Here is a 14,962-nt window from a genome sequence, read left to right on the forward strand (position 1 = left end):
TGACCCATTTCAACAATAGTGATTGGGATACGCTATGAAGCGCTGGCTAGCTGCAACGCTTATCCTAATGACATCATCCATATCACTGGCTCTCAGCAAACAGGAGCAACAGTGGATTGATGCTGTCTCTGCGACTTATGGTCAAAGAGCGGGTATGCGCGTGGCGACTTGGCGTTCAGAAATGACCCGTTATAAAGGCTTATCAGAAAAAGAACAGTTAACTCAGGTGAACCGTTTTTTTAACCAGCTGTATTTCGTTAACGATATCCAGCTATGGGGTAAAAACGATTACTGGGCAACACCGTTGGAATTTCTCGGCAGTAATGCAGGCGACTGTGAAGACTTCACGATTGCGAAGTATTTTTCCCTGCTCGAACTTGGCGTATCGGATATCAAACTGCGCCTCGTGTACGTTAAAGCCATCGAACTTAACCAGTTCCACATGGTTCTTGCTTACTACTCAACACCGAATGCTGAACCGTTGATTTTGGACAACATCAACGGCGAAATTAAACCCGCTTCAACTCGTAGAGACTTGTTACCTATATACAGTTTCAACGGTAAAAACTTGTGGCTAATGAAATCTAAGAACGGTCAGCTTGCTGGCGACTCTTCACGTCTTAGCCTTTGGAATGATTTACGCGCTCGAGAGCGCTCTCTTAAACTGAATAAACCACTAATCAGTTACGATGAGTAGGTACTATGACACTATATAAACAACTGGTCGCAGGGATGATAACTGTATTTGTTCTGCTGTTAGCTTCGGTATTCGTTATCGAATTTAACACGACTCGTGACAACTTAGAGCAGCAACAACGCTCTGAAGTGAGTAATACGATCAATACCGTTGGTTTAGCTCTCGCACCTTACCTTGAGAAAAAAGATACCGTCGCGGTTGAGTCTGTTATCAATGCTCTGTTTGATGGAAGTACCTACTCGCTAGTTAGGTTGAAATTTCTCGACGACGACCAACAGATTGAACGTGCCTACCCTATCAAGCCTAGTTCGGTTCCTGTTTGGTTTACGAACCTAAATTTATTTCAACCGATTACTGACCAACGCGTCGTCACCAGTGGCTGGATGCAACTTGCAGAAGTCGAAATCATCAGCCACCCTGGTGAAGCTTATTCACAGTTATGGAATGCGCTTATTCGTCTAAGTATTGCTTTCGGCGCAATCTTCTTTGCGGGTTTAGTGGCGATTTCCATCATCGTCAGACGCGCACTTCGTCCATTGCAAATGATCGTCAATAAGATGGAACAAGTGGCTCGCAACTATTTTGGCGATCCGCTTCCACTACCAAAAACCAAAGATCTTATTTCTGTGGTGGAAGGTATAAATAGTATGTCTGCGCAAGTTGAAAAGTCTTTCAAAGCGCAAGCACAAGAGGCTCAACAACTTCGTGAGCGTGCTTATATTGACCCTGTTTCTCATCTAGGCAACCGAGCTTACTACATGAACCAGCTCAATAGCTGGTTGGCAGAAAGTGCAATTGGTGGCGTCGCTATTCTTCAAGCTCAATTTATTAAAGAACTGTATGAAGAAAAGGGCTATGAAGCGGGAGATGGCATGATTGGCAACTTAGCTGAGCATTTAAAAGTCACGCTTTCCGCACCAAACACTACCATTGCCCGTATCTCTACCGATGAGTTTGGTTTCATTCTGCCGAACATGGACGAAGGCGAACTAAAAATGGTCGCTGAGAGTATCTTCGGCTGCGTTCAAGATATCAGTGCAGACCCTACAGGCATGACTCAAGAGAAAGTCTATCTGGGCATTGTACATAACCAGAGCAAGAAAAATTCAACACAGATACTTTCGTTGCTAGATAACGCTGTTGCGGCTTCTAAGGCCAATGCGGATGCAAAATATGGCTTTATCCAAGCCGAATCAGACCAAGTCATTATGGGTAAACAACAGTGGAAAGCACTGGTTGAAGAAGCCATGCACAACGACTGGTTCCAATACCGCTTTCAGGCGGCGAATGATGGCTGGGGTGAGACCTTCCACCGTGAAGTGTTCTCTGCGATTGATAACGGTGAACAACGCTATACCGCCAACCAATATCTGTTTGCTCTTGAACAGTTAAATGCAAGCCACCAGTTCGATGAATACGTCATTGATAAAATGATTGAGAAGCTAGAAGCAAACGAGTTTAACGCGCCACTGGCGATTAACATCGCTCAAAGCAGTATTGAACAACCAAGCTTTATCCGCTGGATCACACAAAAGCTTTCCAAACACAAAGAGATTTGTGCCTTACTCCACTTTGAGATACCAGAAAGCTGTTTTATCAATGCGCCACACCATACGGCACTGTTCTGCAACGCGATTCGCTCTGCGGGGGCTGAGTTTGGTGTCGATAACTATGGACGTAATTTCCAGTCTTTGGATTACATCAACGAATTTAGACCTAAATACGTGAAACTGGATTATCTGTTTACTCACCACTTAGACGATGAGAAGCAGAAGTTCACTTTAACCTCTATTTCAAGAACTGCGCATAACCTAGGAATTAAGACCATCGCTTCTCGCGTTGAAACTCAGGCTCAGTTGGATTTCCTATCGGAACACTTTATTGAAGTATTCCAAGGTTTCATCGTTGATAAATAAGGATAAAGGTCAGTTTAATGCAAGATACGCTACTTAATTCACTGGTCTATGTGAGTCGTTATTATGGATTGGCGAATTCACCTGATGCGTTAATCAATGGATTACCGCTGACAGATGGCAAGCTGACACCGTTTCTTTTCCCCCGCGCTGCAGAGCGTGCGGGGCTTATCGCCAAAGAAAACCGTTCGACTCTGAAAGAGATCCCTCGCTTAGTTTTTCCTGTGATTCTCCTGCTGCGGGGAAATGAAGCCTGTGTTCTCAACAGCATTAACGAAGAGAAACAAGAGGCCGAGATTGTTACTGCTGAGTCCGGAATGGTGCCGATTGCTTACCCGCTTGAAGAATTAAATGCCCGCTTTATTGGGCGTTACTTCATGGTGAAGAAGCAGTTTCGCTACGATGAACGTTCACCAGAAATTCTCAAGACCCGTGAAGGACACTGGTTCTGGGGCACAATTTGGCAATCAAAGCGCATTTATCGTGATGTGATGTTCGCATCGCTGCTGATAAACCTGTTTGCTATCGCTGCACCGATGTTTACTCGGTTAGTGTATGACAAAGTGCTTCCTAACCTTGCTTTTGAAACCTTGTGGGTTTTGGCTAGTGGTGTGTTTGTCATATTTCTGTTCGACTTCACATTGAAGATGCTTCGCAACTATTTTATTGATATCGCAGGTAAGAAGTCGGACATCCTCATCTCTTCAAAACTGTTTAGTAAAGTGATGGGAATTAGAATGGAGTCACGCCCGCCATCGGTGGGCGCATTTGCTCGTCATCTGCAAGAGTTTGAGTCCATAAGAGAGTTCTTCACTTCAGCGACCGTTTCATCTCTAATTGATCTGCCGTTTTCGATTCTATTTCTGATCATTATTTGGTTAATGGCTGGCGATCTGGTTTACGTACCGATTATCGGTGTGTGTGTTCTGATCATATACTCTCTGCTGATTCAGGCTCCTCTACGTCGTGCGATTGAAGAAGGCTCTCGCCTTGCATCTCAGAAATATGCGAACCTGATTGAAAGCTTAGCTGGTCTCGAAACGGTGAAACTTTTTGGCGCACAAGGCCAGTTCCAACACCGTTGGGAAGAAGCCATTTCCCATATGGCAAACTGGAATATCAAAAGCCGCCGAATTACTGATGGCATTCAAAGCACGGCTGGTCTGGTTCAGCAGGCATCGAGCGTTGGGATGATTATTTTGGGTGTATACCTAATAGCCCAAGGAAACCTGACGATGGGTGGTCTTATTGCGGCAACGATGCTGAGCGGTCGTGCTATTGGCCCTATGGTTCAATTATCTCTATTATCGACCCGCTATAACCAAGCGAAAGCTTCTTTGAAAATCATCGAACAAGTAATGGCACTGCCAAATGAACAAGAAGAAGGTAAGCGTTATATTCACCGCCCAATGATTCAAGGGAAAATTGAACTGGATAAGGTGACGTTCCACTACCCTGACTCTCCGATTGCCTCGATTCGTGATTTGAGTCTGACCATCAATCCGGGTGAGAAAGTGGCAATTATCGGTCGTATTGGCTCAGGTAAAACTACGCTAGAACGCTTAATCATGGGCTTGTATCAACCAACTGAAGGCCATGTACGCATTGACGATACCGATATTAAGCAGCTCCATCACATCGATATTCGTCGTAATATTGGCTGTGTGCCTCAAGAGAGCGTTCTGTTTTACGGCACTATCAGAGATAACATAACCCTCGGTCGCCCGCTGGTGGACGACCGAGAAGTCATGGATGCGGCAAACCGAGCAGGTGTGACAGTGTTTACACAGCAAGATCCTGCCGGCTTAGAACGCCAAGTTGGTGAAGGAGGTTTGTTATTATCTGGAGGTCAACGCCAGGCGGTTTCTATCGCACGAGCCCTGTTGGGGCGTCCTCCGGTATTACTAATGGATGAACCAACCAGCGCGATGGATAATCGTTCTGAAATGCACATTAAGAATCAAATGAAACAACTCACACCAACTGAAACATTGATTCTGATAACTCATAAAACATCAATGCTGGATGTGGTTGACCGTGTAATTGTCATGGAAAAAGGAACCATCATTGCCGATGGGCCGAAATCTATGGTTCTTAACGATCTTAAACACGGCAAGATACGCGCAGTGAATTAATAGTAGATACATGAACAAAGGGGAGCGAATGCTCCCCTTGTTTATTCTTCAGCCTTGTTTCATTTTCAGCTCTAGATTTAAACCCCAACGTCTTCATCTTCCAGTTTTGAAGACACTTGAATTTCATATTGATTGAATGAAAATATGGATGGGCCACGAACTCGTTTAGTCACGACTTTCTCCTCACCAAACTGAACCGTAACATGAGTAAACACTTTGCTTTTCGCTTCTACTGTATTGGCTGCCATAGCAAGTTCGAACTCTTCATTCAGCAAATCAAGTGAGTTCTTAACCTTCTCTAAGCGTTCATTGGCTTTTTCTTTTCTCTCGTTAATTTCGAGTTCTTCTTCTTCCGTACGTTCTGCTTTAGGACGTTTCTTGAACTCCAGTTCTTTACGAATGGCATCCATCGTACCTTCTTGAGCCTGCTTGTATTGGTCTTTGTGACTGGCAATACGTTCTTTAAAGCGGTTAAAATTGGCAAAGGCTTCAAGGTGAGTAACGGTATCCCCTTCAACGCCTAAATTAAGACACACGACTTTCCCACCCACTTTGGCTGTGCCTCCACTTAATGTCCCCTGAGTCTCTTTCTCATCAAGAACAATTAAGTCTTTAGCGCAGCGAATCACGTTCCCCATGCTGTGAACGGCAAGATGAATATCTTCGCCAGCTTGCAGTTCTGCATATTGTGCATAGTTTGCTTTTATTGTGCTTCCAGATTTAACAGTACAGCTCTTTTCTTCACCTTCGGTCGCAGTGTGACCAATGATGCCTTTACCTACTTCAATATTACCCTGCGCCTGAACATCGGCTGATTCAATAAAACCACCGACAGTCACTGAACCTGTAGCACGTACAATCATCCCCGGCTCGATATCACCAGTGATAACCACATTGCCCTTAAACTTCACATGCCCTGTTGCGACACTCACGTTATTCAGACAAATCGCATTTTCTACATCGATGGTTTTATTTCTAAATACAGGCATGCCGTTAATCGACGCCAGCAATAGATTAGGATTGGTAGGGCTAAGATGAGTGCCGTTACCCGCAACCAGAGCAGCATCGACACCGGGTTTAGGAAGTAGAATTTTGCCTTGAACGGTAAATCCAGGTTCACCTTTAGTCGCGGGTTGGCGACGCATTACTGGATCGTTTTCGCTGACCGTAATGGTTTCACCCAAATCACGCATATCTATTTTGTCTTGACCTTTAACCGACTGAGGCGCAAGAATTCGCTTATTTACATCTTCAACGAGTGGTAAGAACTTCGCGTCTTTACCATTAATCGCTTCTTTACCTTGTGCGACAGGCTGAGTAAACGTCTCGCCGCCAGCCAATTTGTTACTAACAACAAAGACTTTTTTTAGTGCGGCTTTATTTATACCTTTAATTACGTTTGCGTCCGCCAAAGCTTGAATAATTTCACTACTTTGAAGCCCTCGTCCACCATACGCGCCAGTCACGACCATGCTCGCAATCATGTCATGTTCGCTAAGCACCACGAGTAAGCTTGCGTTACGTTTTTCCGCGATGACAATACCTTCGTACGCTTCACCTTTACCTTCACTGGCACAATTAATGAAACGCGTTACTTCATCTTCCATTAGATAGAATTTGGAAGCATCAAGATGTTGTAGCGCACTCACCAAGCTTTCTTGAGTGGCCCCATTCTTGTCGAATTTACCATCCGTTAATTTAGCGACTACACGAGTTTTATCTCCCGTGAGTGTAATGACATCCTTCCACATACAACTAAACCTTTACGGTACACATAACGTTGATTTCCAGTGTATCGAAACTGAGACGTATACCAAACATCCATATATTCAAATTAAGGCGTGTATCACCCTAAAAGTTATACCCGCCAACTACGCGCCTTTACAGTGTAAATTGTAGCTGCTGTAATCATTTGCACTAGCAATACAAGAACCACCTTATCTATAAGTTTTAAAACTGGCAACTACTGGGTTTACCGGACGAGATGAGGCAACACACCATGTTAATGATATTAATGTAATTGATATAAATCATGTAACACATGTATTATGATGCTTACCGTACTGTAAACGTAAGCATTCAGCGAGAGAAAGGATATTCCTTGATATGGATGAATTGATCCAAAGACGTTTTAACAACATGTTTAATTCAGCCGTAGAAGGTTTATGGATGATGATGCCTGATGGACAGGTCTCCTTCTACAATCAACGTTTTTATGAACAATTCGACATTGACTGCCAAACCACTCTTGATAACTGGATTCAGCTAATACACCCAGAAGATAGAAAACCCTTCAGCAGTAATGTGACAACTCACGTTAAAGCAGTGGGTGATGACAGCCGCGTCATTACCCAATACCGAGTAAAAAAGAAGGATGGCAATTACATCTGGATCGAAGGTACCGGAATCAACCAAGTGGATGATTCCGGTGAATATATGGTCGGTAACCATAAAGATGTCACTGAACAAAAGAAGCTGGAAGAATCAATTTGGCAATTGGCCTATTTTGATAAACTAACAGGCCTGCCAAACAAGGATAAGCTCACGTTAGATTTATCGAAGCGTACCTCCAGCGTTACCATGATAACCATTCATGTCTCGGGCATTAAATCCTACGTCAGTCAATACAGCGAATTCATCCTGACCGATTTCATAGCAAGTTTGTTAGAGTGTTTCCACCTATTTAGCCGTTATGAGAGCCAGTGCTACAGAAGCAGTTTGGATACCTTTTCCGTACTCATCGCGAAAGACCTACCCGACGAAGAGCTAGGGAAATTAGCCGACGAATTTATCCAGCAGTTCAAAACAATTGCGCGCAATAACGTTTCTTACTTTGGTGATGCTTATATAGGTATTTACGTTTGTCGAGAATGCGAGCTTTCTTCAGAAGAAATTATTAATTCTACTTATCAGACATGTGAATATGCAGTCGAAAAATCCAAGAAAAATTGGGTAATTTATAACGACCAAGTAAAACCAGAAGTCGACAAATACTTTTATGTGGAAAACCATATAAAGCAAGCGATCGAAAATGATGAAATAACGATACATCTACAGCCTATCGTTGATGCCAAAAGTGGCCAACTAAAATCCTTTGAAGCGTTAGCTCGCTGGGAAACAGAACAATTTGGCTTTATACGTCCCGATGAATTCATTCCGGTCGCAGAGACTCTCGGCCTTATTTCCTTACTCGGTAATAAGATATTTTCCAAGTCAGCTGATTTCATCGTGCAATACAATCAGGCTTGGAACTGTAGCCTAAAAGTGCACGTCAATATTTCAGCACTCCAATTACTGAAAGAGGCATTTCCAGAAAAACTGTTGAAATTAACTCATGATAAAAAAGCCAAGCCTGAAAACTTAGTTTTGGAACTTACAGAATCAGTTCTTATTGATAATAACCAGCAAGTTTTGGAAGGACTCTATGAGTTAAATGCCATGGGGTTCCCTTTGGCTATGGACGATTTTGGTTCTGGATATAGCTCAATTACTTCTATCTTCAAGCTACCGTTCAAAATGTTAAAAGTGGATCGAGAACTTGCCAATCAGTCTCTCATTGAAAACGAAGCTTTGGGCTACCTTCAATTTCTATCGACTTTATGTGAGAACAAGCAAATGGAAATGACCATCGAAGGTATCGAAAATCGAGAGATGGTTGAAACGTTCGCGCAACTCAATGTAAGTTCATATCAAGGTTATTTGATAGCAAGGCCAATGCCTGTAGAACAGGCAATGCTGATTGATGGTTTAAATCCTTCGGTTAATTTAAACCTATAAAAATCAAATAGATAATATGAATTTACAGTGTAAAACATACAATATCTAACATTACCATCCCGGTTTACACTGTAAATCGTCGATTAGAATAAGTAGCTCTTTTCTGATATTCGTTTCAACTTGCTTTCTTCCTGTTAATTGATGTCGTTCGGCACATTCCTTCCACGACAATCGCTGAACAACTTTCGATACGAACAAATCCGAAAGAGTGTTTACTTGTTCCTCTCCTATCGATAAAGCGAATGACCGTAACCAAACAGCAGCACTTTCATAGTTTGAGCCACCAAGCGCATAATTGTGAACAAGAGCGATTGGCGGTCGAGTATCAGAACACAGGTTTTCGCTCAGCAAGGTTTTAACTAAATTCGGCTCCATCGCCTGTAGCGAATCAGATAATTCAAAATCAAAATGCTGTGCGTGCCTCTGCTTAGCCAGCGTTAGCCAATCGACGTTTTCTCCTTTCACCATGAGAACAGAATAACAACCACTCGCCTGATCTCGCTGTGAGCCAACCTTTATGGTTTGAAAACCGCATTTTCGCCAGAAATTTACCAATGCACTGGAGGCGCCAAAACTCGTCGAAAGGTAATCACAGGCATTCTGCAAAGCAAAGTGTTTTACCAACTCATAACCAATGTTTTTATTTTGCACATCAGGGTGAACCGCTATACGCATGATTCGTTGACTTTTTGCTACAGCAGCTTCTGCGATTCCAAGTTGGTTAGCAATGGTGATGGGAGACAAGTGACCTTTAGGTCTTCTTTTCCCAAGTTGGATATCTTCAATTAAAGCTTTGTCCAGTGCGCCCTCTTCCACGGATAGAATGCACCCCACCAAAACATCATGATGTGTTGCTATGTATACAGACATTTTTTCATCACCTAACAAATGAAATAAATCACTCGGTGATGTTTGATAATGAGCATTGACCAGTAAACTGAAAATGCTATGAAGCAATGCTGGATCATCCAATAAGTTCGTTTTAGTCACCCAACTGAATTGCAAAGCGTCAACCGAAACCTCAACACTGATTGGTTGAAAATCAAAATCAAGTAAAAAACTCTCTCGATGCCATGCTTCCAGCGGATCGCCTTGGCTCCAACGAATTGGCTGAGTCATGTTTTGTAGCTTCATTTCCGGACGAACGTCCTTTAGCCACGACTGAAACTTCAAAGAGAAACCTCGACCGCAACCTTCATAACCATGAATGGTTGAAGAAAACACGGCACGGTGATAACAGCTCACCATCTCTTTCAACATAGGAAGAGGCAAAGCAGCCGCTTCGTCAACCAAGAGTAAATCACAATCAAGTCGACTTCTTAATAACTCATCTGGCGCAATAAAACGCAGAATAGAGTGCTCGTATTCAACCAATCCTTTCTGACCAGATGAACCAACCAACAATTTCTGCGCAAAATGAAAGACCGGGCTGACAGAGGCCAGGCTTGGAGCAGTAACTACAATCCGAATATTGCGTTCTGACATCAGCTTTGCAGCGGCCATTCCTAACGCACTACTTTTACCTCTACCTCTGTCTGCGGTTAAAATCAGAGGTCGCTTTCGATGTCCAGTAACCACTTTGACGATGTTATCTACCGCTAGCTGCTGCTGAGAATAATCAATCTTATGTGCTTCAGAAGACACTGAGGGTAGGGAAGGTAGAATGTCAGGAGACATGACAATCAAATTGTCTAAAGCTCTTTTTAACCACACTTCAGCAGGGTTTGCAGAAAGAGAGTTTGCACCTAACACAAGCAAAATCCCGCCCCCGATAAGCGTACCCAGTGCAGCGCTAAAACTGTTTGCATCCCATCCGGTAGATAAATCGCAAATCAGAAGATCGCACTCTTGCCCTAACAATTGTTGGCCTTTATTAAACGGAACATATCGCACGCCATCAAAAGCATCACCACCAACTTGGAAAGCGGTATTGCTGTTTGAATCCTTCAGCCAATGCTGAATCAACGAGTAATTCCATTCTTGCGCTCCTTGCAAAAACACACCAAAACGAAATTGGTGCTTGAGTGCAAGCTGACGTAGCGAGAATAGATAAGATATAAATTGAGTGGTTTCAGAAGACATAAATTTACGCAATCAGTGAAAGTAATCGTATGGTAACACACCCCAATAATAGACAATAAGCCCAGTTAGAACCCGTATATAACACCCTGTTGGCTCTTACTATTTAAGGTCAAAAAAATTTTCCCTGACGACAAATTATATTTGCTTTATTGAGCAAACAATTTGCCTAATTATTCAATTGAACCCCAGTATGGTACTGGCTGTCAGGACATGATTATTAATGAAAACTTTCATCAAAGGATTGGTATTAGCTGCAACAATTGGATCTGCTCAAGTAAGTGCAGAAATGCAGACGCTAAACGTTTATGCGTGGGGCGGCTATCTGCCAGAGGCTTCGCTAAAACAATTTGAAGAGCAAGAAGGCGTAACGGTTAACTACTCAACATTTGAGAACAATGAGTCAATGTATACCAAACTCAAGCTTCTTAAAGGCACTGGGTATGACGTTGTTTTCGCATCCGCTTATTTTATTGAGAAGATGGGCCGTGAAGGCTTGCTTGCAGAACTAGATCATAACCAAATTCCAAATATGAAAGATGCTCTGCCAGCGCTACTAGGTCAAGCTCATGACCCTGAGAACAAATACTCTCTACCATACATCTTCGGTGTAACAGGTTTGAGCTACAACTCTGCTGCTCTTCCTGAAGGCGTAACTCGCTGGGCTGATCTATGGGATAAAAAATACGCTCAACAAGTTATGTTGATTGATGACATCCGTGACGTATTCGGTATGGCGCTAAAACTGAATGGCTATAGCATCAATACTAAGAATGAAAAAGAGATCGAAAAAGCGTATCAATCTCTAGTTGAACTTAAAGATAACGTTCTACTGTACAACTCAGACGCTCCACACGTTCCTTACGTGTCTGGTGAAGCCTCTGTAGGTATGCAATGGAACGGAAACGCATATCAAGGCCAAGTGGATATGCCAGAACTTAAATTCGTGTTCCCTAAAGAGGGTTCTGTATTGTGGATGGATAACTTTACTATCCCGTCAGGAAGTGAACACAAAGCACTGGCGCACAAGTTTATTAACTTCATGTATCAAGCAGATAACCAGGCTGAAATCGTTAACAGCTTGGGTTACGCATCGGCAACAACGACTGGTCGTGCGCTACTACCGGATGAGCTACGAAACAACACAACTATCTTCCCAACAGACGAAGATATCGCGAACGGCGAATTCATTAACGACGTAGGTCCAGAAGCTCTAGCGATTTACGAGAAATACTGGCAACGCCTAAGAAACTAATCCTGTTTTAAACATGCATAGATAAAAAAATCCCGCGAAATTCGCGGGATTTTTATTAATCGATTTTGCTTTCTAAAAACTCGAGAATATCCGTCATCAAAGCATCATCAATTTTCTTCAGATTCAAGGTTAGGTTATTGCCTTTACGAGCATAACTCACACGCCCCTTGATCAAATCGACATTGTTGCTGACAGCTCGTTTAGGCGGAACCAAATCGTGAATCCATTCTTCTAAAGTTTCCGTCACTTCTTTTGTGATTCGAGCAACACCTTGAGACTGACAACGCTGCCAAACAAAACCTTCTTCTTCGTGGCACTTGTTTAACAGTGCAGAACGTTGCTTGTCGTTTAGCTCATTAAATTGCTTATGCAGTTTAACAATAGTAGGGCGTCCCAGTTCAACCACGTTAGGGTAGGCTTGCAATAGCTCTAGAGGTAACGCCGCAGCTTTCAGAGCGCCACTAACAAGAGCTTCACTGCATTGGAACATCTTTGCCAGTGCTTTTTGATCTTCCGCTTCACCACTATCCAGCTTAGCTTGCATCTCTTTACCCTTCTCATACAGAGAAAGCGGCTTATGAGCATTCGCTACATCAGACAAAAACTTCGCATGTTCCGCATTAATGTCATCCGCAACGTAAACAAGGAACTCTTTTTCAGCCAGAATACACGACATACGACGACGACTACCATCAAGAACTTCGATGGTTCCATCAGCCATACGGCGACCAACAGCGGGATATTGCTGCCCACGCTCACGTAACGTGCTTAGAATGTCAGAAAGTGCGTGCTCATTTAAAAAGCTTTGCTCACGAGCATTTGCTGCGAATACTTGCGTTTTCGCTTCGACCTCTGCAGCCGGAATCCGTGTCAGTTCAAACGTTACCATTTGTTCACCAGCAACGGCTAACTCAATAATTTGCGCCTGATCTTTTGCTGCTGACTGAGCTTCCTTGGGCGTAGTTGCACGGCGCTTATCAACTTTACCAAACAATTTTGCATTCAGATCAGATGTCTTAATTGCCATAACTTACTTACCCCTGATTTAATGAAGTCCAGTGACTGTGAAGAACACGCTCAAGCTCTAACGCGCTTTTCTGAACAGAATCTTGCGCGGTTGCTAAGGTTTTCTTACCGCCTTCAAAATCGCTCACAGTCAAATCAAATACAGTACTATAGGTATCTGCACACGTTTCAAATGCACGGCTACGTGGAATCGTCGCCATCATTACTTGGTCACCCAACAGATAGTTCATTTCCGTTAACACCGAAACCTGCTTCTTGTTGTCATCTTCAAACATGGTCGGCATTAAACGAACGAATTCCAAGCCCTTCCAGTCATCAGGGAACATCTCATAGACCGTTGGCAAGTGTTGGAAGAAGTTAACCGTTGAAGCCCAGTCTAAACGCTTAGCTGCACATGGAATAAGAAGGGCGTTTGAGGCATACATAGCGTTCCATACAAGGGGGTCAACGTGTGGACCGGTATCAATCATGATGACATCGAAATCATCGCCAATTTTATCAATCAGTTTATCTTTCAGTAGACGAACGATATCAAGCGACTGATTTTGAGATAGATATTGCCAAGCTTCCGCGTTGAACATCGCATCTTCTGGGAACGCTGAAATGGTCTTCAAGTTCGGATATTGGGTTGGAAGCAGTACATTCTTATGCAAGAACTCTTTATCCACTTCAACTTCTTCTGGAACGTTGTCCAGCATGACATCCACTGCAGAGTAGATATTGCTGTGCTCAGTCACACTAATCTGTGGATTCAAGAACAAACGAAGTGAACCTTGTGGATCCAAGTCAATCAGACAGATACGGTAACGTTTATCCAAATTCAAAGCCAAACAAGCCGCTAAATGAACGGCTGTCATTGATTTACCCGTACCACCTTTTTGGTTTTGTACGTTGATAATCCAAGGTTTGTTTTCTGAGTTCTTCTTACGTTCATGGAATTTCGGCACGCCCGCCGCATCCATTAGCATATGTGCCTCAGATAAAGAAATGGAGTAGTGGTTAGCGTTATTCTTCGTGAATTGGTGGCCAGCTTCTTCCATTTTCGCTATCGCTTCGTCCAACTTACGACGAGTTAAACCTGAGCGCGTCTCCATCAAAGCTTTTGACATCGGAGGAAAATGCTCATCACGACGTTCTTCTAAAACAATCTCAATACGGTCAGACTGCACCTGTTGTGTTTGTTCGGCGAGTTTGTAGAGATTATCGATTGTTTGTTCTCTTTTCATAGCCAATTTCCGTTATTAGTTTCTTGCAAAAGATTGTACAGCATTGAGCTTAATTTACAATAAAAAGGTGAACAATCACTTTTAGATAAAAATCACATTAAATTGACAAAATAGTATCATTTAAATGAATTAACGCTGAAATGGTAAAAAATGAGCCTGATAATAACGTTTATTAACCTGAATAAAGTTAGGTAAAGCTACAAAGATTTTAAATATTACAGTGTCACTTATTTACAATGTAAACCGGAGATTGACGAACAAACCGATTCTTACTATCTCGGAACGATTAAACAGTCCGAATAAATTACGGTAGGTGTAAATTCAACTGAAAGATAATCAAGCAGAAACAAATTGACAGAAAAGCCGGGCAACTCATTGAGTCCCACAATTACAAACACATTTATCAAAATAATTAAGGAAGCATGATCAAGGTAGCTATGATGATCATCGTTCCGAATATTTCTGTGACAATAGGAACGATGATCAAGGATTCTGGTTCTCACTTTTCATCTACAAATATGTTTGATCTGAAGATCCATTTTCGGATCAATGATCAAGAGATATACATCGTTCGGAAGCATGAAAAAAATCGACCAAACTACGGTGCATGTCAGTCGTAATAGGGGATTTAGTGAAATCTGCCCGTAAACACACTCCTTTCAATACGAATTAGAACGACAATAGGGAAATACTCATTATTCCATGATCATGCTTTCATGAAGTACCCCGTAAATACGGCTTGCGCACTAAGTGTTCATTGAAGATACATTTCTATCTGATACGATTAAAATTCGTTCAATAAGTCGCTTTTATTTGAAATCCTTGATCATGCGTCCGAAGTGATTTTCCCTAAA

9 protein-coding genes are annotated in these 14,962 nt (G+C 42.6%); 5 read left to right on the forward strand and 4 right to left on the reverse strand.

The features are described 5' to 3' along the window. Positions 1-34 precede the first annotated feature (34 nt). Genes P4S58_RS20885 through P4S58_RS20895 form a run of 3 tightly spaced genes read left to right on the forward strand, consistent with a single transcriptional unit; the run spans position 35 to position 4,745 of the window. Positions 35-697, forward strand: coding sequence for a transglutaminase-like cysteine peptidase (locus P4S58_RS20885; protein WP_337165562.1), 663 nt, complete (start codon positions 35-37; stop codon positions 695-697). 5 nt (positions 698-702) lie between these two features. Beyond that, positions 703-2,613: a bifunctional diguanylate cyclase/phosphodiesterase gene (locus P4S58_RS20890; RefSeq protein WP_337165564.1), complete on the forward strand. Its 1,911-nt coding sequence runs from the start codon at positions 703-705 to the stop codon at positions 2,611-2,613. Between the two features lie 17 nt (positions 2,614-2,630). Further along, positions 2,631-4,745, forward strand: a complete 2,115-nt coding sequence (locus P4S58_RS20895) for a type I secretion system permease/ATPase (RefSeq protein WP_337165566.1) — start codon at positions 2,631-2,633, stop codon at positions 4,743-4,745. Positions 4,746-4,822: 77 nt separating this feature from the next. Here P4S58_RS20895 and P4S58_RS20900 read toward each other — a convergent pair whose 3' ends face one another. After that, positions 4,823-6,496 carry a DUF342 domain-containing protein gene (locus P4S58_RS20900; RefSeq protein WP_042479528.1) on the reverse strand — a complete coding sequence of 558 codons (1,674 nt, stop codon included), beginning with the start codon at positions 6,494-6,496 and terminating at the stop codon, positions 4,823-4,825. A 355-nt stretch (positions 6,497-6,851) separates the two neighbouring features. Here P4S58_RS20900 and P4S58_RS20905 point away from each other — a divergent pair, with 355 nt between their 5' ends. Next, positions 6,852-8,522, forward strand: a complete 1,671-nt coding sequence (locus P4S58_RS20905; RefSeq protein WP_337165567.1) for an EAL domain-containing protein — start codon at positions 6,852-6,854, stop codon at positions 8,520-8,522. 51 nt (positions 8,523-8,573) lie between these two features. Here the strand turns inward: P4S58_RS20905 and P4S58_RS20910 are convergent, their stop codons facing one another. Next, the gene (locus P4S58_RS20910; RefSeq protein ID WP_337165569.1) at positions 8,574-10,604 is read right to left on the reverse strand and encodes a tRNA(Met) cytidine acetyltransferase TmcA; all 2,031 of its coding nucleotides are present in this window, start codon (positions 10,602-10,604) and stop codon (positions 8,574-8,576) included. A 220-nt stretch (positions 10,605-10,824) separates the two neighbouring features. On the opposite strand from P4S58_RS20910, the gene P4S58_RS20915 reads away from it, so the two are divergent. Then, positions 10,825-11,856, forward strand: a complete 1,032-nt coding sequence (locus tag P4S58_RS20915) for an ABC transporter substrate-binding protein (RefSeq protein ID WP_102962293.1) — start codon at positions 10,825-10,827, stop codon at positions 11,854-11,856. A 55-nt stretch (positions 11,857-11,911) separates the two neighbouring features. Here the strand turns inward: P4S58_RS20915 and P4S58_RS20920 are convergent, their stop codons facing one another. Together P4S58_RS20920 and P4S58_RS20925 are read right to left on the reverse strand one after the other, a co-directional pair. Then, a complete protein-coding gene (locus P4S58_RS20920; protein WP_042479536.1) occupies positions 11,912-12,883 on the reverse strand; it encodes a ParB/RepB/Spo0J family partition protein in 972 nt (323 codons plus the stop codon). Between the two features lie 7 nt (positions 12,884-12,890). Further along, a complete protein-coding gene (locus P4S58_RS20925; protein WP_042479538.1) occupies positions 12,891-14,108 on the reverse strand; it encodes an AAA family ATPase in 1,218 nt (405 codons plus the stop codon). Positions 14,109-14,962: the final 854 nt, after the last annotated feature.

This window comes from Vibrio sp. Hal054, assembly GCF_037162405.1.
Lineage (GTDB): Bacteria > Pseudomonadota > Gammaproteobacteria > Enterobacterales > Vibrionaceae > Vibrio > Vibrio diazotrophicus.

Excerpts from the sequence above, each read along its gene's own strand:
- P4S58_RS20885 (WP_337165562.1), top strand. The coding sequence starts at position 35 with ATGAAGCGCTGGCTAGCTGCAACGCTTATCCTAATGACATCATCCATA.
- P4S58_RS20890 (WP_337165564.1), top strand. The coding sequence starts at position 703 with ATGACACTATATAAACAACTGGTCGCAGGGATGATAACTGTATTTGTT.
- P4S58_RS20895 (WP_337165566.1), top strand. The coding sequence starts at position 2,631 with ATGCAAGATACGCTACTTAATTCACTGGTCTATGTGAGTCGTTATTAT.
- P4S58_RS20900 (WP_042479528.1), bottom strand. The coding sequence starts at position 6,496 with ATGTGGAAGGATGTCATTACACTCACGGGAGATAAAACTCGTGTAGTC.
- P4S58_RS20905 (WP_337165567.1), top strand. The coding sequence starts at position 6,852 with ATGGATGAATTGATCCAAAGACGTTTTAACAACATGTTTAATTCAGCC.
- P4S58_RS20910 (WP_337165569.1), bottom strand. The coding sequence starts at position 10,604 with ATGTCTTCTGAAACCACTCAATTTATATCTTATCTATTCTCGCTACGT.
- P4S58_RS20915 (WP_102962293.1), top strand. The coding sequence starts at position 10,825 with ATGAAAACTTTCATCAAAGGATTGGTATTAGCTGCAACAATTGGATCT.
- P4S58_RS20920 (WP_042479536.1), bottom strand. The coding sequence starts at position 12,883 with ATGGCAATTAAGACATCTGATCTGAATGCAAAATTGTTTGGTAAAGTT.
- P4S58_RS20925 (WP_042479538.1), bottom strand. The coding sequence starts at position 14,108 with ATGAAAAGAGAACAAACAATCGATAATCTCTACAAACTCGCCGAACAA.